Consider the following 25,415-nt stretch of genomic DNA (forward strand, 5'->3'; position numbering starts at 1 on the left):
TGGCGCGCGGGCTTCGCGCCGAATGGCGCGCGGGGTCCGCGTCGAATGGCGCGACGGCGGACGCGGCGCCCGCGATGCCGTCCGCCGTGTCCGCGACCATGGCCGCAGCCGCCGTCGCCACCCACGAGGAGAACCGGACCGTGCTCCCGCCACGCCTCAGCGTCGTGACCCTGTTCACCGATGACGTGCCCGGCCTGCGCCGCTTCTACGAGGGCCTCGGGTGGCCCCACGCGGGCCCGCCGCGCGACGACCACGCCGCGTTCACGATGGGTGGCGCCGCCCTGGCGCTGTGGACGCTCGACGAGGCCGGGCCGGAGGTGGTGGCGCCGGTCCGGGCGCTCGGACACCCGGCGCCGACGGCGACGCTGGCGGTCAACGTGCGCTCCGGCGAGGAGGTCGACGCCGCGGTCGAGGCGGCGCGGCGGGCCGGGGCGACGATCGTCACCGAGCCGGAGGACAAGCCGTGGGGCGGGCGGTCGGCGGTCTTCTGCGACCCCGGCGGCACGGCCTGGGAGGTCACCTGGGCGCCGGGGGCGACGGTCGGCGACGAGCCGGCCGTGCGGTGGGGGCACGACCCGGCCTGACGGCGGCCGACCGCGCCCTGCGGCGCCCGACGCGGCCGGAGGGCGCGTGCGGCGCCGGACGAGCGCGCGCGCCGGCCGACGCCGCGGCCGGCGCGCGCGGGGCCCTCAGGCGACGGGCCGCTCGCCCTCGCCGCCCGCGGCCTCCCACTTACGCAGCAGCTCCTCGTGGCGCCGGCGGCGCTCGCGCTCCTCGTCCCAGGGCAGGTCGGCCGCGGGCGCGCGGCCCCACCCGTCGCCCCAGAAGGGCCCGGGCACGGGCAGCCCCTGCAGGGCGGCGAACAGGTCGTCCTCCTCCAGGCCGGGCGCGGCCAGGGACCGGAAGACGACATCGTCCGGTCCCTGGCCGCTCACCGCCGGCGGCTCCTTCCGGCCGCCCGGCGCTGCGACGTGCGCGGCACGGGCGCCGAGCCGCCGCGCCGCGGGCGTCCCGCGCCGCCCGCCCCGTCGCCCCCCTCGTCGCCGGGGGCGCCGCCGGCCGGGGCGGCCCCCTCCCCGGCGTCGGAGCGCTCGCGCTGCTCGCGGCGCAGGTCGGCGATCTCGTCGCGCAGGCGGGCGGCGAGCTCGAACCGCAGGTCCTCGGCGGCGGCGAACATCTCCTGCTCGCGCTCGATGATCATCCGCTCGAGCTCGTCGGCGCCGACGTCGGCCAGGGCGTCGGGCTCGCCGCGGCGGCGGGCGCGTGGCGCCTCGGGCCCCTCGTCGAGCCCGAGCAGCTCCACGATGTCCGAGACGCCCTTCGTGATGGAGGCCGGCGTGATGCCGTGCTCCTCGTTGTAGGCGACCTGGATCTCGCGGCGCCGGTTGGTCTCGTCGATGGCGGTCCGCATGGCGTCGGTCTCGCGGTCGGCGTACATCACCACCCGGCCGGCCACGTTGCGGGCGGCCCGCCCGATCGTCTGGATGAGCGACGTGGTGCCGCGGAGGAAGCCCTCCTTGTCCGCGTCGAGGATCGCCACGAGCGAAACCTCGGGCAGGTCGAGGCCCTCGCGCAGCAGGTTGACCCCCACCAGCACGTCGAACTCGCCGAGGCGCAGCGACCGCACGATGCGGATGCGCTCGAGCGTGTCGATCTCGGAGTGCAGGTAGCGGGCCCGGACGCCGGCCTCGACCAGGTACTCGGTGAGGTCCTCGGCCATCTTCTTGGTGAGCGTGGTGACCAGCGCGCGCTCGTCGCGCTCGACCACGGTGCGGATCTCGCCGAGCAGGTCGTCGATCTGGTGATGCGTCGGCCGCACCTCGACCGCCGGGTCGACGAGCCCGGTGGGCCGGATGATCTGCTCGACCACGTTCTCCGAGGCGCGCTGCTCGAACTCGCCCGGGGTCGCGGAGACGAAGATGAGCTGCCCCACCCGGTCGAGGAACTCCGGCAGCTGCAGCGGCCGGTTGTCGAGCGCCGACGGCAGGCGGAAGCCGGCGTCGATCAGCGCCAGCTTGCGCGAGCGGTCGCCCTCGTACATGCCGCGCAGCTGCCCCATCGTGTTGTGCGACTCGTCGATGAAGCAGAGGTAGTCGTCGGGGAAGAAGTCGAGCAGCGTGTACGGCGGCTCGCCCGGGCTGCGGCCGTCGAGGATGCGCGAGTAGTTCTCGATGCCCGAGCAGAAGCCGAGCTCGCGGATCATCTCCATGTCGTACTCGGTGCGCTGGCGCAGGCGGTGCGCCTCGACGAGCCTGCCCGCCGACTCGAACATCGCCACCTGCTGCTCGAGCTCCTCGCGGATCTCCCGCAGCGACCGGTCGATGGTCTCGGGCGGGGTGATGTAGTGGGTCGCCGGGTAGATCGCGACGTGGCCGAGCTCGGCGATGATCTCCCCGGTGAGCGGGTCGTACTCGTGGACGCGCTCCACCTCGTCGCCGAACATGGAGACGCGGTAGGCCGTCTCGGAGTCGGCCGGCTGCACCTCGAGCGTGTCGCCGCGCACCCGGAAGCGGCCGCGGTCCAGCGCCGTGTCGTTGCGCTGGTACTGCGTCTCCACCAGCCGGCGGTACATGGCCTCGCGGGGGTACTCCTCCCCCACCGTCAGCAGCAGCACCCGGTCGGCGTAGAGCTTCGGCGAGCCGACGCCGTAGATGCACGACACCGAGGCCACGATCACCACGTCGCGCCGGGCGAGCAGGGCCGCGGTGGCGGCGTGGCGCAGGCGGTCGATCTCGTCGTTGATCGACGAGTCCTTCTCGATGTACGTGTCCGTGGCCGCGATGTAGGCCTCGGGCTGGTAGTAGTCGTAGTACGAGACGAAGTACTCGACGGCCGCGCCGGGCAGCAGCTCGCGGAACTCGTTGCAGAGCTGCGCGGCCAAGGTCTTGTTGTGCGCGATGACCAGCGCCGGCCGCCGTGCCCGCGCGATCGTCTGCGCCATCGTGAACGTCTTGCCCGAGCCGGTGACGCCGAGCAGCGTCTGGTAGCGGTCGCCGCGGGCCAGCCCGGCCGACAGCTCCTCGATGGCCTTGGGCTGGTCGCCCGTGGGGGTGTAGGCCGGGGAGACCTCGAACGGGACCGTCGCCATGCGGACAGGGTAGCGCCGCCGTCGGCGTCCCCTCCGATGCCGCCGCCGGGCCAAGGCGGGGGGCGGCCGGTTTCGGCGGCGGGCCAACGAGCGGGCGCCGGGCCCCGGCCTATCGTGCCCTCCGTGAAGTGCGGCGGATCCGGGAGGCCGCCTCGCTTCACACCTGGCCCCGCGACCGGGACGCGGGGCTTCGCACCTCGGCCGGCGGCGTCGCGACGGCGCCGCCGGCCGTGACACCCCGGGTGCGGCGTCGCGGCGGTGTGCGAGGCTGGCGGGCGTCACACGCGCCACGGAGGCCCGCCGCCATGCCGTTCGAGCTCGACCACACCATGATCCGCGTCCTCGACGAGGAGCGCTCGCTCGCCTTCTACGGCGTGCTGGGCTTCGACGAGCGCCGCCGCGCGCGGGTGGGCGGCGATACGGCCACCGTCATCTTCCTCGGCCTGCCCGGCGACGGCGCCCGGCTCGAGCTGACCCTCAACGACGGCCGCACCGAACCCTACGGGCACGGCGAGGCCTACGGCCACATCGCCCTCACCACCCCCGACCTCGACGCCGAGCTCGCCCGGCTGGCCGAGCACGGGATCGAGCCGGAGAAGCCGCCCTACGCCTCGCGGCCCGGCGGCTCGCGCATCTGCTTCGTGCGCGACCCGGACGGCTACCGGATCGAGCTGATCGAGCGCCGCGCGGGGTAGGCGGGCGCCCGGCGCCCTCGCCGGGCGGCGCCGGCCTCAGGCCTCCAGCATCCCGCGCAGCCGCAGCACGGTGCTCCAGTTGCGCGCGGTCGCCGTGACGCCAAGGGGGCGCCGGCCGAGCTCCTTCAGCGCCGGCGAGCGCGCGATGCCGCCGCCCGACCAGACGTAGACCTCGCGGCCGCGCACGCGCACCGCGTCCGGCCCGAGGTCCATGGCCTCCAGGCCCTCGAGCGCGCCGGCCGCCGGCTCGCCGCCGAGGAACATCACCTGCAGCCGCCGCGAGTCGTCGGCGACGTCCGCGAGCGGGTTGCCCTCCACGATCGCCCCCATCTCGGCCGCGGTGCGCACGACCACGTCGACGTCCATGCCGAAGCGCTCCGCGACGACCTCCCGCACGCGGCGCTCCGTGACGGACGGGCGCTCGCGGGTCGTCAGCACCACGTTGCCGCTCGCCAGCGCGGTGGCCACCCCGTCGTAGCCGGCGGCGGCGAGCGCGTCGCGCAGCGCCGGCATCGCCAGCCGCCGGGCGGGCCCGAGGTTCACGCCGCGCAGCAGCGCGGCCCGCCGCGCCACCCCCCTACCCGCCGCCGAGCCGCTCCCCGTAGGCGCGCCGGTAGATCGGCGCCGCCTCGAGCACCCGCCCCACGAAGGCGCGCGTCTCACTGAAGGGGATGTCCTCGGGGATGCGCAGCGACCCGCCCCGGGACGCCGCGCGGTCGAGCCAGTCGGCGAGGTTCGTCTCGCCGCCGTTGTAGGCGGCCAGCGCGAGCGGCACGGTGCCGTGCCGGTCGACGAGGTAGCGCAGGTAGCGCGTGCCGTAGGCGACGTTGACCTCCGGGTCGAGCAGCCGGTCGGGCGGCGGGCTCGGCCGCCGGGGCTGGCGGGCGACGAACTCGGCGGTCGCGGGCAGGAGCTGCATCAGGCCGACGGCGCCCTGGCTGGAGCGCGAGTCGGGCGCGAAGCCGCTCTCCGTGTTGATCACCGCGGCCACGAGTGCCGGGTCCAGGCCGTTGCGGGCGGCCTCCTCGCGGATGGCCTCCTCGTACTCCAGCGGATACCACAGGCGGGCGTACCAGGCCGGCATCGCCGAGTGCACCTGGTGCCAGGCGGCCAGCCCGCCGCCCACCACCGCCAGCAGCACCAGCGCGAGCGCCAGCCGGCGCCGCGGCGAGCGGCCGCGCGCGGCGCGGGGCGCGGGCGCGCCGTGCCGCGCCGGCGGCCGCGGCGCCACCGCCCCGCGGCCCTCAGCCAGGCGCTCGCTCACTGTGACCGGGGGGACCGCATGGGCGTCCAGCGTACTCGGCGTACCGGTCGGCCACCCAGGCCCGGAGGGCCTCCAGCGACCCGTCGTTGACGTACGCCCGGTCGGCGCGCGCCACCTTCTCGGCCTCCGGCACCTGCCGGGCGCTGCGGGCGTCGAAGTCCTGCCCGCGCGCCGCCACGCGGGCGCGGCGGACCGCGTCGGACGCCGTCACGACCAGCACGGCGTCGAACTGGTCCTCCAGGCCGGCCTCGAACAGCACCGGCACCTCGCAGACCAGCAGCGCCGGCCGGTCGGGACGGGCGAGCTGCTCGCCGATCCACTCCCGCCGGCGCCGGCCGACCCGGCCGTGGACCAGGCGCTCCAGGAACGGCAGCCCGTCCGGATCGGCGAAGGCCAGCGCGCCGAGCGCCGCGCGGTCGAGCGTCCCGCCCGCCCCGACCACCCCCTCGCCGAAGCGCTCGCGCACGACGGCCAGCACCCCGGGGTCGGCGTACACCTCGTGCACGACCTCGTCGCTGGAGAGGGTCGCCGCGCCGCAGCCGGCGAACGCCCGCAGGGCCTCGGACTTGCCGGATCCGATGCCGCCCGTCAGGGCGACGCAGGGGGGCGCGGCGGCGCCGCGCCCCCCCGGCGGGTCAGGCCTCGATGTCGTCGTCGGCGAGCGACGCCTCGCCGACGCCCTCGTCGGCCGAGCCGATCTCGGCCGCCTCGTCGCCCGCCTCGATCTCGGCCTCGCCCGCGTCCCCGGCCTCGGCCACGCCCTCGGCGTCCTCCGCGCCCTCGCCCTCGCCCTCGGCCTGGGCCTCGGCCTCGGCCGCGGCCAGCGCCGCCGGCCCGGTTCCGCGGCCGACCTGCGCCACCGCCTGGCGGATCTCCTCCGGCAGGTGGTGGTGCACCTCGTCGCTGTCGGCCACGCGCTTCAGCGACAGGGAGAGGCGCCGGCGGTCGGCGTCGATCTCGATGATCCGCACCGCCAGGACGTCGCCCTGGTTGACCACCTCGCGCGGGTTCTCCACGTGATGGCTGGCGAGCTCGGAGATGTGCACGAGGCCCTCGACGCCCGCGTGGATCTCGACGAAGGCGCCGAAGGTGACGACCTTCGTGACGCGCCCCTCGACGACGTCGTTGACCTGGTAGCTCTCGATGACGCTCTGCCACGGGTCGGCCTGCGTCTGCTTGAGGCCGAGCGAGATGCGCTGGCGGTCGCGGTCGATGTCGAGCACCTTGACGTTGACCTTCTCGCCGATCGCGAGCACCTCGGACGGGTGGTTCACGTGGCTCCACGAGAGCTCGGAGATGTGGATCAGGCCGTCGATGCCGTCCAGGTCCACGAAGGCGCCGAACTCGACGATGTTCGAGATCGTGCCCTCGACCACCTGGCCGGGCTGCAGCTCGTCGAGGATCTTCTGGCGCACCTCGCGCCGCTCGTCCTCGAGCACCGCGCGCCGCGACAGCACCACGTTGTTGCGGTTGCGGTTGAGCTCGATGACCTTGCACTCGAGCTTGCGGCCGAGGAACTCATCGAGGTCCTGCACGCGGCGGATGTCGACCAGCGAGGCGGGCAGGAAGCCGCGCACCCCGAGATCGAGGATCAGGCCGCCCTTCACGACCTCGATGACCGTGCCCTCGACGTGCTCGCCGGCGGCGGCGGCCGCCTCGATGCGCTTCCACGCCTTCTCGAAGCGGGCCCGCTTCTTGGAGAGGACCAGCCGGCCGTCCTGGTCCTCCTTCTGCATGACCAGGGCGTCGACCCACTCCCCGAGCTGGACCTCCTCCTCGGGCTTGACGCTCTTGCGGATCGAGAGCTCCGGAAGGGGGATGACCCCCTCGCTCTTGTAGCCGATGTCGACGAGGACCTCGTCCTTGTCGATGCGGACCACCCTCCCGCTGACGACGTCCCCCTCGTCGAAGAGGGCGAGGGTGCCGTCGTAGTTGGGCACCATCTCCCCGTCGATCTCGACGTACTCGGGACCCTCGAGCGTGCGCACGGGGGTGTCGAAGTCGAGGTCGATGACGGGCTCGTCGAGGTCGACGGCCTCGGCCGGGGCGGTGATCTGGGGCTGGTCAGTCGTCATGGGATGGGAACGTCCTCGTAGGGGCAGGTGGGTCCGGGCACGGACCGACGGTCCGGGCGCGCCCGGGCAACGGGAGTATAGACGGGCGCCCGCCGGGACGGGCGCCCCGGGGCTACGCCGGCAGCGCCGCCAGCACGCCGTCGATCTCCGGCGGGCCGATGCCGCCCGCCCGCGCGGCCACCAGGCGGCCGTCGGCGCCCACGGCCAGCAGCGCCGGCACGCTCCGCACCGGCAGCGTCGCGGCGCGGGGCCGCTCGGCCAGGCTCACGCGCACCACCGGGCGCCCGCCGGCGGCGCGCTCGGCGGCGCGGGCGACGGGCTCGCAGCGGGCGCACCCGGGGGCGGTCAGCACCACGAGCCACGGCCCCTCCCCGCGCAGGCCGAGGTCGGCCCGCACGTCGGCGCCGGCGCCGCGCGAGCGGCGCGCGGCCAGCACGAGCCGGTAGGCCTCGCAGCCCACGCACAGGCCCGTCGTGGCCGAGAGCAGCGCGAGCGCGGCGACGCCGGCCACCACGATCCAGCCGGCCACGGCGGCGCCGGCCGCGAGCAGGATCAGGGCGAGCGCGAGGAAGCCCGCGGCGAGCGCCTGCGAGAAGCGCACCGGGGCGGCGGGCTCCAGCGCCGCGGCCGGCGGCGCCATCCGCCGGGCGAGCCAGGCGACCGGGGAGGCGGCGGGCGCGAGCAGCGCCACCAGCACGAGCGCCAGCGCGACGGCGACCGCGGCCGGCGCGTCGAGCAGGAGCGCCGCGACGCAGAGGAGGCCCGTGACGCCCTGGGCGGCACGGGGCACGACGGGGTTGACCGCTGGGAAAGTCTGCATTCCCGGCAGGATAGCGGTCAATCGACGACCGTGGGCCCTCCCCCGCCGCGCGCGCCCGGGCCGCGCGCGTCGTCGTAGGCCGCGCGCCGGGCCGGGTCGGCCAGGGTGCGGTGCGCGGCGTTGAGCGCCGCGAGGCGCCGCGGCGCGTCGTCGTCGTCGCTGCGCAGGCAGAGCTCTCGCAGCACGGCGAAGGCCGCCGCGATGACCTCGGGGCGCGCCCGGGGGTCGACCTCGAGCACGCGGTAGTGGTCGTCGCTCACGACTTGGCCTCGAGCCAGGTCTCGCCCATGCCGACGTCGACCGCGAGCGGCGGGTCGAGCGGGTAGGCGCCCACCATCGCCGAGCGCACCACCGCGGCCGCGGCGGCGGCCTCCTCCTGTGGCGCCTCCAGCACGAGCTCGTCGTGGATCTGCAGCAGCAGCCGCGCCCGCAGGCCCTCCTCGGCCAGCGCGCGGTGCGCGCCGACCATGGCGGCCTTGATGATGTCGGCGGCCGTGCCCTGGATCACGGTGTTGACCGCCAGCCGCTCGCCGAGGTTGCGCTGGGCCACCGTGCGCCCGCCGAGCTCCGGGATGGGCCGGCGCCGGCCGAGCAGGGTGGTCACGTAGCCGTCCTGGGCGGCCGCGGCGATCGTGGTGTCGATGAACGAGCGCACCCGGGGGTAGCGGGCCAGGTAGGCGTCGATGTACAGCTTGGCGTCGGCCCGGGGGATGCCGAGCTGCTCGGACAGCCCGAAGTCGCTGATGCCGTAGACGATGCCGAAGTTGACCGCCTTGGCCCGGTCGCGGGTGGTGCGGTCGACGTCGGCCGGCGCCATGCCGAACACCTCGGCCGCCGTGGCCCGGTGGACGTCCTCGCCGCGCCGGAAGGCGTCCGCCAGGGCCGGCTCCCCGGAGGTGTGGGCCAGGATGCGCAGCTCCACCTGGCTGTAGTCGCACGAGATCAGCACCCACCCCGGGTCCGTGGTGAAGGCGCCGCGGATCTCGCGTCCGAGCGGCGTGCGGATGGGGATGTTCTGCAGGTTGGGGTTCGTCGAGGAGAGCCGCCCGGTCTCGGCGACGGTCTGGTTGAAGGTCGTGTGCAGGCGATCGTGCTCGTCGACCAGCTCCGGCAGGGCCGACAGGTAGGTGTTGTCGAGCTTCGTCAGCTCGCGGTACTGGCCGATCAGGCGCACGATCGGGTGCTTGTCCTCCAGCAGCTTCAGCACCTTGCGGTCGGTGCTCCAGCCGGTCTTGCCCTTGCGGAAGGTCGGCAGGCCGAGCCGCTCGAACAGCACCTGTCCGAGCTGCTTGGGCGAGTCGATCACGAACTCGCCGCCGGCCTCCTCCCAGATGCGGTCGCGCAGCTCGTCGGCGCGGTCGCGCACCCGGCCGGCGATCTCGCCCAGGCGGTGCACGTCGAGCCTGACCCCCACCCGCTCCATGGCGGCCAGCACGCGCGTGACCGGGAGCTCGATCTCGCGGTAGAGCGTCTCCAGGCCCTCGCGGGCCAGCGCCACGCGCTGGCGGGCGGCGAGCTCGCGCACGAGCACCGCGTCGCGCACGCGCGGCGGCGGGTCGCCCTCCACGCCCAGCCCGGCGCTCTCGGCCAGCTCCTCGAGCGCGTAGGAGCGCCGCCGCGGCTCGAGCAGGTAGGCGGCGATCATCGTGTCGTGCACCGGCCGCAGCGCCTCGCCGGTGTCGCGCACCACGGCCTTCGCGTCGTGGCAGGCGACCGGCGCCCCGGCCAGCGCCGCCGCGAGCGCCGCGCCGGTGCCCTCGCCGGGCGGGCCGGTGGGCACCTCGTCGCCGGGGCCGGCCACCGCCCAGCCGTCCTCCCCGAGCGCCAGGGCGAGCCCCTCGGCGCCCGCGAAGCGCATGCCGAGGTCCTCGGGGGCGGCATCGACCGCCTGGGCGCGCACGACGGTCGCCGCCGGCGGGGGCGCGGCGGCCGCGCCGCCGTCGGCCAGCTCGTCCAGGCGGCGCAGCAGGCTGCCGAACTCGAAGCGGTCGAAGACCTCCCGCAGGGCCGCCATGCGCGCCTCGTCGAACTCGAGGGCGGGGACGTCGTCCAGGTCGAGGTCGACCGGCGCGTCGGTGTCGATGACGGCCAGCCCCCGGGTCCTGCGCGCCTGGTCGGCGTGCTCGGTGAGCGCCTCCCGGCGCTTCGGCGTCTGGTCGCCCGCGTGCTCGAGGATCGCGTCGAGGCTGCCGTACTTCTGCAGCAGCTGCGAGGCGCCCTTCTCGCCGATGCCCGGCACGCCGAGCAGGTTGTCGCTCGGGTCGCCCACCATCCCCCGGAAGTCGGGCATGAGGTCCGGGCCGATCCCGTACCGCTCCACGACCGCCTCGGGCGTGTAGAGCGTCGTGTCGGTGACGCCCCGCCCGGTGGCCATGACGCTCACCCGGTCGGAGACGAGCTGGAATGCGTCGCGGTCGCCGGTGAGGATCACCACGCTCCGCCCGGCCGCCTCGGCCCGGCGCGCCAGGGTGCCGAGGATGTCGTCCGCCTCGTAGCCCGGCAGCTCGGTGTTGACGAACCCGAAGGCCTCCATCAGCGGGCGGAAGTGCACCGACTGCTCGCGCAGCAGGTCGGGGGTCTCCTTGCGGTTCGCCTTGTAGGTCGGCTCGGCCTCGTGGCGGAACGTCTTGCCCTTGGCGTCCCAGGCCACCACCACCCGCCCCGGCCGCTCCTCGACCAGCATCTTCATCATCATCGCGGCCAGCCCGTAGAGGGCGTTGGTCGGGAAGCCGTCGGCCGTGGCGATGGTGTCCGGCAGGGCGTGGAACGCCCGGTAGGCGAGGCTGTTGCCGTCGATCAGGAGCAGGGGCGCCTCCGGAGGCGCTGCCACGGCGTCGGACATCGGCGCCAGGATACCGGGGCGCCGGCGCGCCCCCCGCGGTCAGCCGGACTCGGTCTCCATCAGCAGCACGGCCCCGGCCGACGCCCCGTCCGCCCCCGGCAGCGGCGATCCGACCAGCCGCAGCCGCACGGCGCGCCCGTCGCGCATGGTGGCGTCGACGGCGATCTCGGCCACGTCCACGTCGCCGGCGAGCACCTCGTCCAGCACCCTCCGCACCTCGCCCGCCGGCAGCCCGGTGCGGAGGTCGAGGAACCGCGCGCCCACCGCTTGGTCGCCGGAGACGCCCCAGGCGGCCTCGCACCACGGGCTCCAGAACCGCACGCCGCCCTCGGCGTCGAGCACCACCACGCCGGCGCGCGCGCTCGCCAGACGGCCCGCCAGCGCGTCGTTGGCCGCTTCGAGCTCGGCGTTGCGCTGCTCGAGGTCGATGACCGAGGCACGCATCGAGCCCTCGCCCCGCACGGGCGCGACGACCTCGGTGAACAGGTCCTCCGGCGCGCTGAAGCGGATGCGCCCCGCCGCGTCGAGCAGCTCGCAGATGCGCCGGAGCGCCGGCGAGGGCACCACGGTCAGCTCGCCGCCGTGTGCGCGCGCCGCCTCGTCCAGCTCGAGCAGCAGGCGGTATCCGGCGGCGTCGACGAAGCCGACGCCGCGGGCGTCGATGACGCAGCGCTCGCCCTCCTCCATCATGGATTGCAGCTCGTGGCCGTGCCAGGTCGTCGCCGCCATGTCGAGCTCGCCCGCGACCACGATCCAGCGGTGGTCCCGGAGCGTCCAGACGCGCACCGTGCAGGCGGGCTCGCGCACCACCCGAGTCTATTTCGCGCCCTTCCGGGCGTCAGCCGACGGGCGCACGATCCGCCGGAACCGCCGCGTGCGCATCGCGGGCGCCGTGGGTACAGGGACCGCGTGCCGCCCGCACCTCACCCCTCGCCCCGGCTGGAGCTGCGGCTCCATGCCGACGCGTCCGCGCCCGGCCGCGCACGGCGGGCACTCGAGCGGTTGCCGGTGGGGCGCGCCGTGCGGGAGGACCTGGCGATCATCGTCAGCGAGCTCGTGACCAACGGCGTGATGCACGGCGCCGGAGGCGCGATCACGCTGCGCGCGCGCCTCGGCCCCACCGTGCGCGTCGAGGTCTGGGACGACGGCCCGTGCTTCGAGCCCGGCCCGGCGGCGATGCCGGTCGGCGGCGTCGAGGGCGGGCGCGGGCTGCCGCTGGTCGCCGCCCTCGCGCTGCGCTGGGGCGTCGACGGCGGCCGCGACGGCTGCACGGTCTGGGCCGAGGTCGGCGCGTAGGCGGCCGCACGCATCGCGCGCGCGCCCACACATCATGCGAGAGGGGGTATAGATACCGCCGTGGCGTCCGTTCCGGCCCCGCAGCCCGTCGTCCTCCGCCTCCGCCCGGACGCGTCCGCACCGGGGCGCGCCCGCCGCGGCCTCGAGCACCTGGGGCTGCCGCGGCGGGTGCTGGACGACGCGGCGATCGTGCTCAGCGAGCTGGTCACCAACTGCGTCGTGCACGGCGGCGGCGGCGACATCGAGGTGCGCCTCGAGGTCGGCCCGACGCTGCGGCTCGAGGTGGGCGACGGCGGGCCCGGGTTCACACCGGGGCCGCTGGACATGCCGCTCGACGGCCTCCAGGGCGGCCGCGGGCTGCCGCTGGTCGAGGCGCTGACCGCCCGGTGGGGCGTCGACGCGCGCGGCGGCTTCCGGGTCTGGGCGGAGCTGGCGCTGTAGCGACGCCGCTCGCCGGCCCGTCGCGGCCGGCCGTGCCGATATGCTGGCGGTCCGTCAACCGGGCGGCGACCGCCCCTGCAAGGAGTCACCCTTGGCCGTCACGCCGAGCGCCCAGTACAGCGTCACCCTCCGCGTCGAGATGGACTCGGCCCAGCCGGGCCTGCTCGGGCGGCTGACGACGGCGATCGGCGAGGTAGGCGGCGACATCGGGGCGATCGACCTGGTGGGCGCCGCCTTCGGGACCACCATCCGCGAGCTGGTGGTCAACGCCTCCGACCAGGAGCACGCCGACGCCATCGTGGCCGCGGCCGGCGGCCTGGACGGGGTCACGGTGCTGTCCTCGTTCGACCGCACCTTCCGCATGCACCAGGGCGGCAAGATCGCGATGACCACGCGCGTGCCGCTCGAGACGCGCGACGACCTCTCGGTGGCCTACATGCCCGGCGTCGCGCGCGTCTGCGGGGCGATCGCCGAGGACCGCTCGAAGGCCTTCGACTTCACCCTCAAGCGCAACATGGTCGCCGTGATCACCAACGGCACCGCGGTGCTCGGCCTGGGCGACATCGGGGCCGCCGCCGGCATGCCGGTGATGGAGGGCAAGGCCATGCTCTTCAAGGAGTTCGGCGGCGTCGACTCCTACCCGATCTGCATCGACTCGAAGGACGCCGACGTCCTCGTGCGCACCATCACCGCGATCGCGCCGGCGTGGGGCGGCATCAACCTCGAGGACATCGCCGCCCCGGTCTGCTTCGAGGTGGAGGACCGGCTCAAGGAGACGCTCGACATCCCGGTCTTCCACGACGACCAGCACGGCACGGCCGTCGTCGTGCTCGCGGCGCTGCTCAACGCGCTGAAGATCACCGGCGACCGCATCGAGGACCTCAAGGTGGTGGTCTCGGGCGTCGGCGCATCCGGCGTGGCCTGCTCGAAGATCCTCATGAACGCCGGCGTGCGCAACCTCATCGGCTGCGACTCCCGGGGCGCCATCTACAAGGGCCGCACCGAGAACATGAACTTCATGAAGGACTGGTACGCCGAGCACACCAACCCCGAGGGCGTGCGCGGCGGGCTCACCGAGGCGATCCGGGGGGCGAACCTGTTCCTCGGCCTCTCGGGCCCGGGGACGTTCTCGGTGGAGCAGCTGAAGACGATGGCGAAGGACCCGATCGTCTTCGCGATGGCCAACCCGACGCCCGAGATCATGCCCGAGGTCGCCGCGCCCCACGTGCGCGTGATGGCCACCGGGCGCTCGGACTACCCCAACCAGATCAACAACGTCCTGGCGTTCCCGGGCATCTTCAAGGGCGCGCTCGCCTGCCGGGCGACCCAGATCTCGGAGGCGATGAAGGTGGCCGCGGCCGAGGCGATCGCCGGCTGCATCCCGGAGGACGAGCTCAACGAGGACTACATCATCCCGAGCGTGTTCAACCGCGCCGTCGCCCCGGCGGTGGCCGCGAAGGTGATCGAGGTGGCGCAGGCCGAGGGGCTGGCCCGGCGCGTGCCCACCGTCGGCGACGAGGCCTAGCGACGCCGGCCGGCCGGGGCGCCCCGCGCCCCGGCCCCGGTGCCGGCCTCACGCCGGCCGGACGGCCCCGACCGGCTCGCTGACTCGCGCGCCCCGGCGGCCAGGCGGCGGGCCGACGCGGCGATCCGCTCCGCCGCGGCCGCGCCCCCTCGGGCGATCGCCGCCACCGCCGCCACGGCGCCGGACTCGAGCCGGCTGCGGGCCGCGGCCACCCGGCCGACCGCGGCCGTCAGGCGCGCCACCTCGGCCCGGATGGACCCGACGGCCGCGCCCGTGCCCGCCTCCCGCGCGGCCCCGTCGGCGGCGTCGTCGCGCCTCGCGGCCATCGCCTCGAGCGCGGCGTCGGTGCCCAGGCGGACCTGGTCGCGATGCGCTCGATCGACGCGACCTGGCCGCGCGCGCCCTCTGCCGGCGCCTGCGCACCTCGTCGGCCACCACGGCGACGCCGCGGCGGGCTCGCCCGCGCGCGCAGCCTCGCTGGCGGCGTGCAGGGCGAGCAGGTGGGTCTGGTCGGCGATGCCGGAGACGTGGGCGCTGATCCGGGCCTCGTGGCGCTCGTCCCCCCGGGGCCCGACACCAGCCCGGCCGCGCCGGCCACGCCGTCCCGTGCCCGCGCCGGGGCGCGGGTCGCCCCCGCCACCGTGCGCACGCCGCCGACGGCCTCCGCGGCGGCGGCCCCGCCGTCTGCCCCACGCCCGCGGCGATCTGGGACGGGGCGACGCCGGCCGCGCCCGGCACGCGCGACGTGCCCGCTGCGGCCGCGTCCCGGCGCCTGGCGGCCTCGGCCACCCGGGCCACGGTCGCGCGCGCCCGGTCGGTCGCCTCGTCCATCGCGTCGGGCGCCTCCGCGTCGCGCAGCTCGCGCGCGGGTGCGTGGGCGGTGGAGCCGGGCGCTGACGTCTCCGCGACCACGACCACCGCGTGGAACAGGATGATGTCGTCGCCCGCGCGGTCGGCCGGCACCACGCGCACGCCGTGGCGCCCGCCTGCAGGCGGGCCTCGCCGAGGTGCTGCACCGCGATGCAGGGGGCGGCCCGCACGAGCACCCGCCAGTCGCGGGGGGTGACGAGCTCCGCGAGCGCCACGAACACGGCGAGGTGCGGCTCCAGCATCCCGCCGGCCCGCTGGATGAACACGGGCCACGACGGTCGCGACGACCGTGGCCGCCATCAGCCGCCCGGCCGGCGCCCGGGTCAGCATCGCGCCGCCCAGGCCGAGCCCGCCGCCGCGCGGGGGGGGCAGGACCGGCGCCGTTCATCGGGGCCCAGCGCGGCCGCGAGGGCGGCCAGGCCCAGCGGCAGGTGCGCCATCATCGGCGCGTCGGTGCGCCGGCGCCATTCCGCGAGCCAGGGACCCCGTCCCCGCGGCTCGATCGCGCATGCGTCCTCCCCTGGCCTCGCGTGCCCCCTCGCATCGGCACATACGTCGGCGGCTGTCGAGCGGGGGCGCCGGCCGCGGCACTACACTGGGCGCCGGGGGACGTGGCGGAACGGTAGACGCGGCGGTCTCAAACACCGCTGGGGCGAAGGCCCCGTGGGGGTTCGAATCCCCCCGTCCCCACTGGCGCTCCGCGCCCCTGCAGCGTCGGGCGACAGCCGCGATGAGGGTGCGGGACGGGGCGGCCCGGCCCGAGGAGCCCGGCGTCGCCCCGGGCCTCGTGGGCCACGCGACCGCCGCAGCGCACGGCCGACCGGACGATGTCCGCATCGCGCTCCTCACCGCCGTGCTCGCGGTGCGCACCGGGACGGGTCGACGGCAGCTCGGAGCCGTCCGCGGCTGCGGGCGCGCGCAGCGGCAGCGACGGAGCGAGCAGCTCACCGACGCCCTGCGACGCGCTCCACGCCGCTCAGGCGCCACGGTCACCCGCGTGCGACGCGCTGCCCCACCACGGTCCGCCGCGGCGCACCGAGCGGGCGGGTGACCCTGGCGACCGCGTCGGCCCCTCGCGCGCCGCACGGGAGGCGTCGGGGCCTCGGGCCGCCGGGCTCGGGGCCGGCGCCTCGACCCGCGCATGCCGTGGGCCGGACGCGGCGCCAGAGGCGGCGGCCACGTCGTCGCACGGGGCCGGCTCGGCGCAGGACGGTCGCGGCAGACGGCGGCCCGCCCGGCGCTCGCCGGGCGGATGCCACGCGCGGGTTCGTTCGCCGGCGGGCGTCGGAGGTCGTCGTCGCGGGTATGCGGTCGGGGACGGGTGGGCTGATCGTCCGGGAAAGGATCGGTGACGTCCATGTTGACCGCCCCGATGCGGCTTGCGTTGGCCGATCTGCGCGCAGAGGGATGGGAGGTCTTCGGCCCTGACCCGGTCACGCCCGGCAACACGCCGCCGACCCCGGACACACAGGTGCCCCTGCCCGGCATGCACGTCCACCTCGTGCGGGGCGGAAGGTTCGTCGAGGGCTTCGGCGGCACGGCCGACGAGGCGCTCATGGACGCGATCCTGAAGCTCGGCTAGCCGGTCCCGCGAGGCCGGCTCGCCACGTCGGCATACCAGGTGACGCCCGTGACGGGTCGCACGCTCCGCGTGAGGGAGCTCCTCGACGCCGACGACGCGACGGAGGGGAGCGCGTGCGAGGACATCCCCGAGGAGGCGTGCCACGACGCCCCGGGCAACTTCGCGCTCAACGTCGCCAACGGGGCGAGCACGAAGTGCGCCGAGCTCATCGCGAGCCCGAGCGTCGTGCTGCCGCTGCTGCTGACGACCGTCGGCGCGCCGATCGGGCTCGTCGGGGCGCTCGAGCCCGTCCGGCGCGGCGCGAGCCTCGTGCCCGGGCTCATCGTGTCCGGCCGGATGCGGGCGTTCGGGCGGCGCAAGGGCTTCTGGGTCGCCGCCGGGCTCGTCCAGGCGGCGACGCTCCTCGTGAGCGCGGTGGTGGCCGCGACGCTGTCGGGGTCGGCCGCCGGGGTCGTGCTCGTGGCGATGCTCGCGCTCTTCAGCCTGGCGAGCGGCGCGGGCTCGGTGGCCTTCGGCGACGTGATGGGCACGACGATCCCCAGGCGGCGCCGCGGCCGCCTCCTCGGGCTGCGCGCCGCCATCGGCGGGCTGATCGGGGTCGTGGTCGGCGGCGTCCTGGCGGCGACGCTGGGCCCGCAGCCGGCGCGCGGCACCTTCGTGGCGCTGTTGATCGGGTCGGCGGCGCTCTGGGTCCTCGGCGCGTGGCTGTTCTCGTTGATCCGTGAGCCGGCGGGCCCCGTCGCCGGCGGCCGCACGCCGCTCGCGGAGGCGCGCGCCGGGGTCGCGCTGCTGCGGCGCGTCGCGGGCTTCCGGCGGTTCCTGCTGGCTCGCGGCCTGCTCGCCGCGACCGAGGTGGCCGTGCCCTTCTACGTCCTGGCGGCCCGTGAGGCGGGCGTGGATGCGTCGGGCCTCGGCGCCTTCCTGGTCGCGTCCGGCGTGGCGGCCGTGGCCGGCAACCCCGTCTGGGGGTGGGCCACCGATCACGCGTCCGACCGCGCGGTCATGACGGTGGCCGGGATGATCGGGACGCTGGCTGCGGTGCTCGCGGTCGCGCTGATGCTGGCCGACGCAGGGGGCGAGCTGGCCTACGCCGGCGTCGTGTTCGTGGCGGTGGTGGCGCAGGAGGGGGTGCGGCTGGGGCGCAAGGCGTACCTCGTGACGGCCGCGCCGCCGCGCGAGCGCCCCCTCTACGTCGCCCTCGCGAACACCATCATCGGCGTGCTCATGATCGCCTTCGCGCTGCTCGGCGTGCTCGCCCAGGCGGCCGGCGTGGCGGCCGCGGTCGGCGCGGTGCTCGCGCTCTCGGTGCTCGGCGTGGCGGCGACGCGATGGACGCCCGAGCCGGAGGAGATGGCTCGCGCGCACGCGGGGACGCCGTAGGCGTGGGCCGGAATGGGTACGTTCGGCTCATGAGCGGACATCCCGATTCCTTCGGAGCGCGCGATCGCCTCGACGTGGGCGGGCGGGGGCTCGAGATCTTCCGGTTGGGCGCGCTGCAGGAGCGCTTCGACGTGGCGCGACTGCCCTTCTCGCTGAAGATCCTCCTCGAGAACCTGCTGCGCTCGGAGGACGGCACGGCGGTCAGAGGGGAGGACATCGAGGCGCTCGCCCGCTGGGACCCCGCCGGGCCGGCGTCGATCGAGATCGCCTTCAGCCCCAGCCGCGTGCTGATGCAGGACTTCACGGGCGTGCCGGCGATCGTCGACCTCGCCGCGATGCGCGACGCGATGGACGAGCTGGGCGGCGACCCGACGCTCATCAACCCGCTCGTGCCGGTCGAGCTCGTCATCGACCACTCGATCCAGGTCGACGTGTTCGGCGAGCCGCTCGCCTTCCAGCGCAACGCCGAGCTGGAGTTCGAGCGCAACCGCGAGCGGTACGCCTTCCTGCGCTGGGGCCAGGAGGCGTTCGACGACTTCTCCGTCGTGCCGCCGAACACGGGGATCTGTCACCAGGTCAACCTGGAGTACCTGGCCAATGTGGTCCACGCGCGCGACGGCCGGGCGTTCCCCGACACCCTGGTCGGGACCGACTCGCACACCACGATGGTCAACGGCCTCGGCGTGCTCGGCTGGGGCGTCGGCGGCATCGAGGCCGAGGCGGCGATGCTCGGCCAGCCGATCTCGATGCTCATCCCGGAGGTCGTCGGATTCCGCCTGACCGGCGAGCTGCCCGAGGGGTCGACCGCCACCGACCTGGTCCTGACCGTCACGCAGATGCTGCGCCAGCGGCGGGTCGTGAGCAAGTTCGTCGAGTTCTTCGGCCCCGGCCTGACGACCCTCCCGCTGGCCGATCGGGCGACGATCGGCAACATGTCGCCCGAGTACGGCGCCACCTGCGGCATCTTCCCGGTCGACGCGGAGACGTTGCGCTACCTGCGCTTCACCGGCCGCCCCGCCGAGCAGGTCGAGCTGGTCGAGGCGTACTGCCGGGCGCAGGGCATGTTCCACGAGCCGGGAGCGCCCGAGCCGGTCTTCTCCGACACGCTCGAGCTCGACCTGTCCACGGTGGAGCCGAGCCTCGCCGGCCCGCGCCGGCCGCAGGATCGCGTCGCCCTGACCGACGCCGCGGCCGACTTCCGCGCGGAGCTGCGCGGCTTCGTCTCGGGCGAGGCGTACGAGGGCTGGGACACGTCGTCGGCGCTCAGCTTCCCCGCCAGCGACCCGCCCTCCAGCAAGGCCGAGGGCGTTTCGCCGAAGCCGATGCCGGCGCACCGCGCCGACGGCGCGCCGGCCGTCCTCGCGCACGCGGAGGGGGACCGGCTGGACCACGGTGCCGTCGTGATCGCCGCGATCACGAGCTGCACCAACACCTCGAACCCCTCCGTGATGCTCGGCGCCGGGCTGCTCGCCAGGAAGGCCGTCGAGGCGGGGCTGGTCCGGCGGCCCTGGGTCAAGACCAGCCTCGCGCCGGGGTCGAAGGTGGTCACCGAGTACCTTGAGCGCGCCGGACTGATCGAGCCGCTGGAGCGGCTCGGCTTCTCGCTGGTCGGCTACGGCTGCACGACCTGCATCGGCAACTCGGGCCCGCTGCCGGAGGAGATCTCGCGCGAGATCGCCGAGCGGGACCTGACGGTGTGCTCGGTGCTCTCGGGCAACCGCAACTTCGAGGGGCGGATCCACCCCGAGGTCAGGATGAACTACCTCGCGAGCCCGCCGCTGGTGGTCGCGTACGCCCTCGCGGGCCGCATGGACCTCGACATCACCCGCGAGCCGGTGCAGGGCGACGTGCGGCTGGCCGACATCTGGCCGTCGCGCCGCGAGGTGAGCGACGCGATCGAGCAGGCGGTCGAGTCGGACATGTTCCGCTCGAGCTACGGCGAGGTCTACGCCGGCGACGAGCACTGGAACGCGCTCGAGGTCCCCGCCGGCGATCGCTACGCATGGGACCCGCGGTCCACCTACGTCAAGCGCCCGCCCTACTTCGACGGCATGGCGGCCGAGCCGGACGAGGGCTTCGCGCCGGTCGCCGGTGCCCGGGCGATCGTGCTGCTGGGCGACAGCGTCACGACCGACCACATCTCACCGGCGGGCGCGATCGCGCCCGAGGCGCCGGCGGGCCGCTATCTGCTGGATCACGGCGTCGAGCGGCGCGACTTCAACTCGTACGGGTCGCGCCGCGGCAACCACGAGGTGATGATGCGCGGCACGTTCGCCAACGTACGCCTGCGCAACCGGCTCGCCCCCGGCACCGAGGGCGGGGTGACCGTCTGGGACGGCGAGCAGACCTCGATCTACGAGGCCGCGATGGCGGCCGCCGAGCAGGGCGTCGCCCTGTGCGTCCTGGCCGGTGAGGAGTACGGGTCGGGCTCCTCCCGCGACTGGGCGGCGAAGGGCCCCGGCCTGCTCGGCATCCGCTTCGTGCTCGCGCGCTCCTTCGAGCGCATCCACCGCTCGAACCTGGTCGGCATGGGCGTGTTGCCGCTCCAGTTCCCCGACGGCGAGTCGGCCGCCTCGCTCGGGCTCACCGGCCAGGAGACCTTCGACCTGGCGCCGCTCGAGCAGGGCGCCACCCGCCTGCGGGTCACCACCTCCACGGGCGTCGCCTTCGACGCGAAGGTGCGCATCGACACCCCCAACGAGTGGCGGTACTTCCGCCACGGCGGCATCCTCCACTACGTGCTGCGCCAGCTGCGCAGCGGCCGTTGAGCGCCGCCGTGCCGGGCGGATCGGCCGGCCTACCAGCGCAGGAGCGCAGCGACACCGGCGGCCTCGGCCAGCGCGCCCGCCGCCGCGCCCTCCACGGGCGTCACCCGCGCGCCGGTCTCCAGGGCGCGCTCGACCAGCCGCTCCGTCAGTCGCGGCTCGTCCACGACCCCGCCCACCGCGGCCCGCAACTCCTCGCCCGCGTGCAACCGGCCGTCGGCACCGACCGCCCCCGCATAGCGGACCGCGGGGTCGTAGAGGAGGTGGGCGACGCGGCCCTCGTTGAGGGCGCCGACCACCTCCGAGAGCCCGAGCGCGGCGGCGCCCGGCCCGAGGCCCGCCTCGCGCGCATCGCGCACGAGGCGGGCCTCGTACTCGGCGTACGCGGACCGGAGCTGTTCGGTCAGGGCCGCTGACAGGCTCGCCTCGTCCAGCTGGGTCAGCACCCGGGGATCGCGGACGACCTCCGCGCCGTGGGGGGCGGACAGCGCGTCGGCCAGCGGATCGGTGAGGCGGTCGCCGCCGCTCACGAGGATCCGTTCCCAGCCGTGCCGGTCGCCGAGCCGCGCGGCCGCCTCCTGCACCTGCTCGAGGAAGCGGCGCGCCCCCTCGTGCTCCCGGGCCTGCCGCTGCTCGCGCTTGGGCGTCCGCGCCCGCTCGCTCGGGCTCGAGCCGATCGGCCCCGGCCGCTCGTGCGGCGCCTCGGTGGCCTCGGGCTCCAGGCGCTCCAGCGGTCGCAGCTCGCCGAGCCGCCACTCCAGCACCCGCGCCTCGTCCTGGGAGACGAGCACCACGCCGGCGGGGCGCCCCTCGTCGAGCAGCTCGAGCAGCGGGTGGATGAAGGCCCCAGCGTCGAGGACGACGCGTGTCGCGAGCGGCATCCGGCTCGCGAACCGGATCGCCTCCCCCTCCCCTTCCCCCAGCGGCGCGAACAGCGCCCGCCCGCGCCCTGACTCCTCGGGGCTGGTCAGGCGCCGGATCTCGGGATCGAGACGCTCGAGCCCCTGGCGCAGTGCCATCGTGCGCTCCCGCGGTCCCTCGGCCGTCACGTTGCGCTCGAGCTCGGCGAGCCGGTTCTTCAGGTCGATCGCGGCGCCGCGGAGACCCGGATCGGCACCGGCGTCCGCTCCGACGTAGATCGACAGCACGCCGGCGGGAGCGGTCCGGCGGGAGAGGGCCAGCAGGGCGTCCGGATCGGACAGATCGATCGGCGACAGCTCACGCATCATCGGATGTATGCCCGCAGCGGCGAGCGTCAATCGCGCGTGCGCCGGGGGGCCGTCCGCGGCGCGGGCGCCCGGACGCGGTGCGCCGCCTGACGGGCCGCGATCAGCAGCGGGTCGTAGACGCCCGCGAAGGGCGGCGCGTAGCCCAGGTCGATCAGCTCCAGCTCGCCGGCGCTCATGCCGGTCCACACGGCCGTCGCGAGCACGTCGATGCGCTTCGCCGCCCCCTCCACGCCGACGATCTGACCGCCGAGCAACCGCCCCGTCTCGGCGTGGGCGACGACCTTGACCCAGATCGGTCCGGCGCCCGGGTAGTAGCGCGCCCTCGTCGAGTCCTCGATCGTCGCGGCGACGACCGGGAGGTCGACGGCAGCCGCCTCGGTCTCGCTCAGGCCGGTGCGGGCGACCTCGTGCCGGCAGATGCGCGAGATCGCCGTCCCGATCACCCCCGGGAAGGCGACGTCGCCACCGGTGGCGTTCGTGCCGGCCACGCGCCCCTGCTTGTTGGCATGCGTACCGAGCTGCACGTTGACCGGATGGGGCAGCAGACGGTGCCGGCTCTCGGCGCAGTCCCCGGCGGCGTAGACGCCCTCGTGCCCCGCGCACCGCTGATGGTCGTCGACGCGCAGGCCGCCGGTGCGTCCGAGCTCGAGGCCGGCCGCGGCCGCCAGCTCGGTGGCGGGCCGGGCGCCAGTCGACACGACGACGTGGTCGGCGTGGAGGTCGTCGGCCGTCGTGCGGACGACGCGAGGCCCGCCGTCGGGACCCCCGGCGATCTCGCGGACATCGACGCCGAGCATCACCCGGATGCCCGCGCCCTCCGCCGCGGCCTGGACGTGACCCGCCATGTCGGCGTCGAGGGACGACATGACCTGGCGCTCGCGGTCAACGAGGGCGACCTCCAGTCCCCTCGAGGCCAGCGCCTCGGCCATCTCCAGGCCCAGGTACCCGGCGCCGATCACGACGGCCGTGCGGCCGCGCGCCCGGGTCAGCCGTGCCACGAGGCGCTCGGCCGCGTCGAGGGTTCGCACCGCCTCGACCGACTCGGCGCCGGGGACGGGCGGCGCGATGGCGACCGCGCCCGTCGCGTAGACGAGCTCGTCGAAGCCCTCCCGCCGCTCCGTCCTCGCGCCCCCGTCGCGGTACGTCAGCGTCCGCCCGCGGAGGTCGATCCGCGTGACCTCGCACCCCGTCCGCACATCGATGCCGGCCCGGCGGAGGTCCTCGGGACTGCGGGCGATCAGGCGGTCGGCCCCGCCGACGGTGCCGCCGACGAGATACGGGATGCCGCACGACGAATACGACGCGTGCACGCCGCGCTCGAGCACGAGCACGTCGAGCGAGGGGTCGCGCCGGCGCGCCACCGCCGCGGCGCTCATCCCGGCGGCGTTGCCGCCCACCACGGCGAGCCGCTTCAACAACCCCTCACGAGGTCGTCCCGCCGGTTCCTCCGCGAGCCAGCCCGCGCCGCCGCCCCGCTGTGGACCGCCCGGTCGCGCCGACCGGATCGTTCCCTCGCCCTCTGCACAGCGGGCACGCTCATACCTCGACCGGCATCTCGCCGCTCCCGATCGGTGGCCCGGAATGGCCGGCTCAGATCGGGACTTCCCCGCCGCGTCCGCAACCCACTCCCCCACGGGGTGCCCGCTCGGACCGGTCGTGATCGGTGTCGCCCCGTCTCCGCTGACCCGCTCCCGGGGACCTGGCGGCGCCGATGCGCCGAGCGGAGCCCAGGGCCGGCGGGTCACCGGCCCGCGTTCCGCCGCGTCGCCGACGTTCGTCACGGTCGGCGAGGCCGCGGCGCGCCGGGGGCGGGGACGCCCGCCTCCGCGCGCCGCCACCGCCGACGGCGGGATCGCCCCGAGCGCACCGCGCCGGGCCGGGCGGCGGCGTGCCGAGCGCCCGCCCGATGGGTACAGGGGGCCGACAACCCCGTCCCGAGGAGATGGAATGGACACCGCGTTCAAGGTCGTGAGGGTGGTCGGCGAGTCCGCCACGTCGATCGAGGAGGCCGTGAAGGTGGCGCTCCGCACGTCGGCGCACCGCGTCCACGGGCAGACGTGGATCGAGGTCGCCAGCATCCGCGCCAACGTCAACGACCAGGGCGGCGTGGACCGGTGGCAGGCCACGGTCGACGTCGCGTTCAAGGTGGACGCCGAGTAGCGGCCCGCGCGGCTCAGGGCGCCTGCGGCGCGGCGGGACCCTCGTCCGGCCACGCCCGCAGCGCCCGGCGCACCACCGCGTGCGCCAGCACCACGCCGGGCGCCTCCTGGAGCGCCGTCCCATACGGGCGCCCCAGGGCGCCCGGGGCGTCGCCGGCGGAGACGAGCGCGGCGGCGGCCCGGGCCAGCGCCCCGGCGCCCGCATCGTCGGGCGGCTCCTCGGCGCCGAGCGCCTCGTCGATCGCCACGATGAGCTCCGACAGGGGTCGCACCCAGGCGAACCAGGGCGAGGAGATGGTCAGCCGCAGCAGGTCGCCCGCCGACACGCGCCCGTGGACGCGCTCGTAGGTGCGGCGCTCGTGCTCGATGACCTCCGCGTGCAGGCGCAGGAGCGCGGCGCGCAGCGCCCCGAGCGACTCGACGGCGTCCATGTCGCATCCTCCCACCCGCCGCCCCGCGTCACCAGCGGCCGCGGCGAGCCCGCGGGCGGCTCCTCGGGGCGACCTCGACACCCCGGCCGGCGCGGCGCTCGCCGACGCGCTCGCCCGGCGCCTCCCGCCCGCGGTGCGTCCGCGGGGATTGCGGGCCGCCGTCGGCGGGAAGGCTGTCGCCATGGCGAGCGAGCCCACGACCCCGGGTCCCGACGAACGGCCGCCCGCGGCACCGGGCGAGCCGGGCGGCGCCGGCCGCCTGGACCGCGCGCGGCGCGGCGGCCGCACCGCCGAGCTCTACGCCGCGGCGATCCTGGGGCTGGTGATCGTCGGCCTGCTGATCGCGTGGGTCGTCGCCAACCGCGAGCAGGTGCGCGTCGACTGGCTGGTGGGCTCGACGCAGGCGGCGCTCGCGCTGGTGATCTTCGTCGCCGCCGCGCTCGGCTGGCTGCTCGGCATCGCGACCTCGTTCGCCATCCGGCGCAGGGTCCGCCACCGGCGGGAGGGCCGGGGCTGAGCGCCGGCGGCGCTCACCCCACCGACACGCCCTCGTCGTAGTCGGCGCGCCAGTCGCGCCCCCCGGGCGGCTCGTACGCCTCCGTGACGTCGCGGGCGCGCTCGAGCGCGCGCCGGGACTCGTCAGCCGTCAGCAGCTGGTTGGTCTGCATGCGCGCCACCCGGCCGCTCGCGGCGATCGCCGCCGAGACGGCGGCCGCGGCCGCTCCGTCGGGGGCGCTGTAGATGACCAGCCCGTCGTGCTCGCCGAGCATCCACCAGAAGCCCTCGAGCCTGCCGCCGGCGGCCTCGACCACCTTGCGGGCCGCGGCGGAGCGGTCCTCCGGGGCCCCGACCATCGCCCGCCACGAGTCGCGGTCGTACGTGAAGAGGTTCATGTAGGTGGGCATCGCCACCCCTCCGGGGTGCGGGACGCGCCGGGCGCCCGGCGCGTCGTG

At 75.8% G+C, this 25,415-nt stretch carries 24 protein-coding genes, 1 tRNA gene and 1 pseudogene; 11 read left to right on the top strand and 15 right to left on the bottom strand.

The genetic code is table 11. The features are described 5' to 3' along the window. Positions 1-86 precede the first annotated feature (86 nt). Positions 87-584 carry a VOC family protein gene (locus ITJ85_RS08355; protein WP_217915900.1) on the top strand — a complete coding sequence of 166 codons (498 nt, stop codon included), beginning with the start codon at positions 87-89 and terminating at the stop codon, positions 582-584. Positions 585-689: 105 nt separating this feature from the next. On the opposite strand, the gene ITJ85_RS08360 is transcribed toward ITJ85_RS08355, so the two are convergent. Further along, positions 690-935: a hypothetical protein gene (locus ITJ85_RS08360; protein ID WP_217915901.1), complete on the bottom strand. Its 246-nt coding sequence runs from the start codon at positions 933-935 to the stop codon at positions 690-692. Positions 936-1,102: 167 nt separating this feature from the next. Next, positions 1,103-3,088, bottom strand: a pseudogene (gene uvrB / locus ITJ85_RS08365) (excinuclease ABC subunit UvrB); the annotation flags it as partial. A gap of 305 nt (positions 3,089-3,393) precedes the next feature. Here uvrB and ITJ85_RS08370 point away from each other — a divergent pair. Further along, positions 3,394-3,783: a VOC family protein gene (locus tag ITJ85_RS08370; RefSeq protein ID WP_217915903.1), complete on the top strand. Its 390-nt coding sequence runs from the start codon at positions 3,394-3,396 to the stop codon at positions 3,781-3,783. 36 nt (positions 3,784-3,819) lie between these two features. Here ITJ85_RS08370 and ITJ85_RS08375 read toward each other — a convergent pair whose 3' ends face one another. The 8 genes from ITJ85_RS08375 to ITJ85_RS08410 form a co-directional block, all read right to left on the bottom strand. Then, entirely contained in the window at positions 3,820-4,356 is a 537-nt protein-coding gene (locus ITJ85_RS08375; protein ID WP_217915904.1) for a DUF1697 domain-containing protein, read from the bottom strand. Between the two features lie 4 nt (positions 4,357-4,360). After that, positions 4,361-5,047, bottom strand: coding sequence for a lytic transglycosylase domain-containing protein (locus ITJ85_RS08380; protein WP_217915905.1), 687 nt, complete (start codon positions 5,045-5,047; stop codon positions 4,361-4,363). Continuing rightward, positions 5,028-5,639: a dephospho-CoA kinase gene (gene coaE, locus ITJ85_RS08385; protein WP_217915944.1), complete on the bottom strand. Its 612-nt coding sequence runs from the start codon at positions 5,637-5,639 to the stop codon at positions 5,028-5,030. The genes ITJ85_RS08380 and coaE overlap by 20 nt, the downstream gene beginning before the upstream one ends. Before the next feature lie 43 nt (positions 5,640-5,682). Next, positions 5,683-6,990: a 30S ribosomal protein S1 gene (rpsA, locus tag ITJ85_RS08390; RefSeq protein WP_343233008.1), complete on the bottom strand. Its 1,308-nt coding sequence runs from the start codon at positions 6,988-6,990 to the stop codon at positions 5,683-5,685. 244 nt (positions 6,991-7,234) lie between these two features. Then, positions 7,235-7,942 carry a DUF4395 family protein gene (locus ITJ85_RS08395; RefSeq protein WP_217915907.1) on the bottom strand — a complete coding sequence of 236 codons (708 nt, stop codon included), beginning with the start codon at positions 7,940-7,942 and terminating at the stop codon, positions 7,235-7,237. Between the two features lie 17 nt (positions 7,943-7,959). Continuing rightward, positions 7,960-8,202: a hypothetical protein gene (locus ITJ85_RS08400; protein ID WP_217915908.1), complete on the bottom strand. Its 243-nt coding sequence runs from the start codon at positions 8,200-8,202 to the stop codon at positions 7,960-7,962. Further along, entirely contained in the window at positions 8,199-10,784 is a 2,586-nt protein-coding gene (gene polA / locus ITJ85_RS08405; RefSeq protein ID WP_217915909.1) for a DNA polymerase I, read from the bottom strand. The genes ITJ85_RS08400 and polA overlap by 4 nt, the downstream gene beginning before the upstream one ends. A 39-nt stretch (positions 10,785-10,823) precedes the next feature. Then, complete coding sequence (locus ITJ85_RS08410; RefSeq protein ID WP_217915910.1) at positions 10,824-11,591, bottom strand: STAS domain-containing protein; 768 nt, start codon at positions 11,589-11,591, stop codon at positions 10,824-10,826. 102 nt (positions 11,592-11,693) lie between these two features. Between ITJ85_RS08410 and ITJ85_RS08415 the strand changes: the two genes are divergently transcribed. The 3 genes from ITJ85_RS08415 (at position 11,694) to ITJ85_RS08425 (ending at position 14,046) form a co-directional block, all read left to right on the top strand. Further along, positions 11,694-12,080, top strand: coding sequence for an ATP-binding protein (locus ITJ85_RS08415; protein ID WP_217915911.1), 387 nt, complete (start codon positions 11,694-11,696; stop codon positions 12,078-12,080). A gap of 60 nt (positions 12,081-12,140) precedes the next feature. Next, positions 12,141-12,521: an ATP-binding protein gene (locus tag ITJ85_RS08420; RefSeq protein ID WP_217915912.1), complete on the top strand. Its 381-nt coding sequence runs from the start codon at positions 12,141-12,143 to the stop codon at positions 12,519-12,521. Between the two features lie 91 nt (positions 12,522-12,612). After that, positions 12,613-14,046, top strand: coding sequence for an NAD-dependent malic enzyme (locus ITJ85_RS08425; protein WP_246496348.1), 1,434 nt, complete (start codon positions 12,613-12,615; stop codon positions 14,044-14,046). Here ITJ85_RS08425 and ITJ85_RS08430 read toward each other — a convergent pair. Continuing rightward, on the bottom strand, positions 14,043-14,372 hold the full coding sequence (locus ITJ85_RS08430) for a hypothetical protein (protein ID WP_217912658.1): 330 nt from the start codon (positions 14,370-14,372) through the stop codon (positions 14,043-14,045). The two genes, ITJ85_RS08425 and ITJ85_RS08430, sit on opposite strands and share 4 nt — an antisense overlap. Before the next feature lie 1,149 nt (positions 14,373-15,521). Between ITJ85_RS08430 and ITJ85_RS08435 the strand changes: the two genes are divergently transcribed. From ITJ85_RS08435 to acnA, 4 genes are all read left to right on the top strand, one after another. Next, positions 15,522-15,606 (top strand) — tRNA-Leu (locus tag ITJ85_RS08435). A gap of 667 nt (positions 15,607-16,273) precedes the next feature. Continuing rightward, positions 16,274-16,498 (top strand): hypothetical protein, encoded by a 225-nt coding sequence (locus tag ITJ85_RS08440; RefSeq protein WP_217912659.1) that lies wholly within the window; start codon positions 16,274-16,276, stop codon positions 16,496-16,498. Between the two features lie 69 nt (positions 16,499-16,567). Continuing rightward, positions 16,568-17,878, top strand: a complete 1,311-nt coding sequence (locus tag ITJ85_RS08445) for an MFS transporter (protein WP_217912660.1) — start codon at positions 16,568-16,570, stop codon at positions 17,876-17,878. Between the two features lie 29 nt (positions 17,879-17,907). After that, positions 17,908-20,646 (top strand): aconitate hydratase AcnA, encoded by a 2,739-nt coding sequence (gene acnA, locus ITJ85_RS08450; protein WP_217912661.1) that lies wholly within the window; start codon positions 17,908-17,910, stop codon positions 20,644-20,646. Between the two features lie 29 nt (positions 20,647-20,675). On the opposite strand, the gene ITJ85_RS08455 is transcribed toward acnA, so the two are convergent. Both ITJ85_RS08455 and ITJ85_RS08460 read right to left on the bottom strand, forming a co-directional pair. Continuing rightward, positions 20,676-21,872: an MSMEG_1130 family ribosome hibernation factor gene (locus ITJ85_RS08455; RefSeq protein ID WP_217912662.1), complete on the bottom strand. Its 1,197-nt coding sequence runs from the start codon at positions 21,870-21,872 to the stop codon at positions 20,676-20,678. Between the two features lie 26 nt (positions 21,873-21,898). Continuing rightward, positions 21,899-23,287 (bottom strand): FAD-dependent oxidoreductase, encoded by a 1,389-nt coding sequence (locus ITJ85_RS08460; protein WP_217912663.1) that lies wholly within the window; start codon positions 23,285-23,287, stop codon positions 21,899-21,901. Between the two features lie 532 nt (positions 23,288-23,819). Here ITJ85_RS08460 and ITJ85_RS08465 point away from each other — a divergent pair. Continuing rightward, a complete protein-coding gene (locus ITJ85_RS08465; RefSeq protein WP_217912664.1) occupies positions 23,820-24,032 on the top strand; it encodes a dodecin family protein in 213 nt (70 codons plus the stop codon). Between the two features lie 13 nt (positions 24,033-24,045). On the opposite strand, the gene ITJ85_RS08470 is transcribed toward ITJ85_RS08465, so the two are convergent. Then, positions 24,046-24,462: a hypothetical protein gene (locus ITJ85_RS08470; protein WP_217912665.1), complete on the bottom strand. Its 417-nt coding sequence runs from the start codon at positions 24,460-24,462 to the stop codon at positions 24,046-24,048. 181 nt (positions 24,463-24,643) lie between these two features. Between ITJ85_RS08470 and ITJ85_RS08475 the strand changes: the two genes are divergently transcribed. After that, on the top strand, positions 24,644-24,979 hold the full coding sequence (locus ITJ85_RS08475) for a LapA family protein (RefSeq protein ID WP_217912666.1): 336 nt from the start codon (positions 24,644-24,646) through the stop codon (positions 24,977-24,979). A gap of 13 nt (positions 24,980-24,992) precedes the next feature. On the opposite strand, the gene ITJ85_RS08480 is transcribed toward ITJ85_RS08475, so the two are convergent. Continuing rightward, a complete protein-coding gene (locus ITJ85_RS08480; protein WP_217912667.1) occupies positions 24,993-25,367 on the bottom strand; it encodes a GYD domain-containing protein in 375 nt (124 codons plus the stop codon). Positions 25,368-25,415 lie beyond the last annotated feature (48 nt).

It is taken from the genome of Miltoncostaea marina (assembly GCF_018141525.1).
In the GTDB taxonomy this organism is placed as follows: Bacteria; Actinomycetota; Thermoleophilia; order Miltoncostaeales; family Miltoncostaeaceae; genus Miltoncostaea; species Miltoncostaea marina.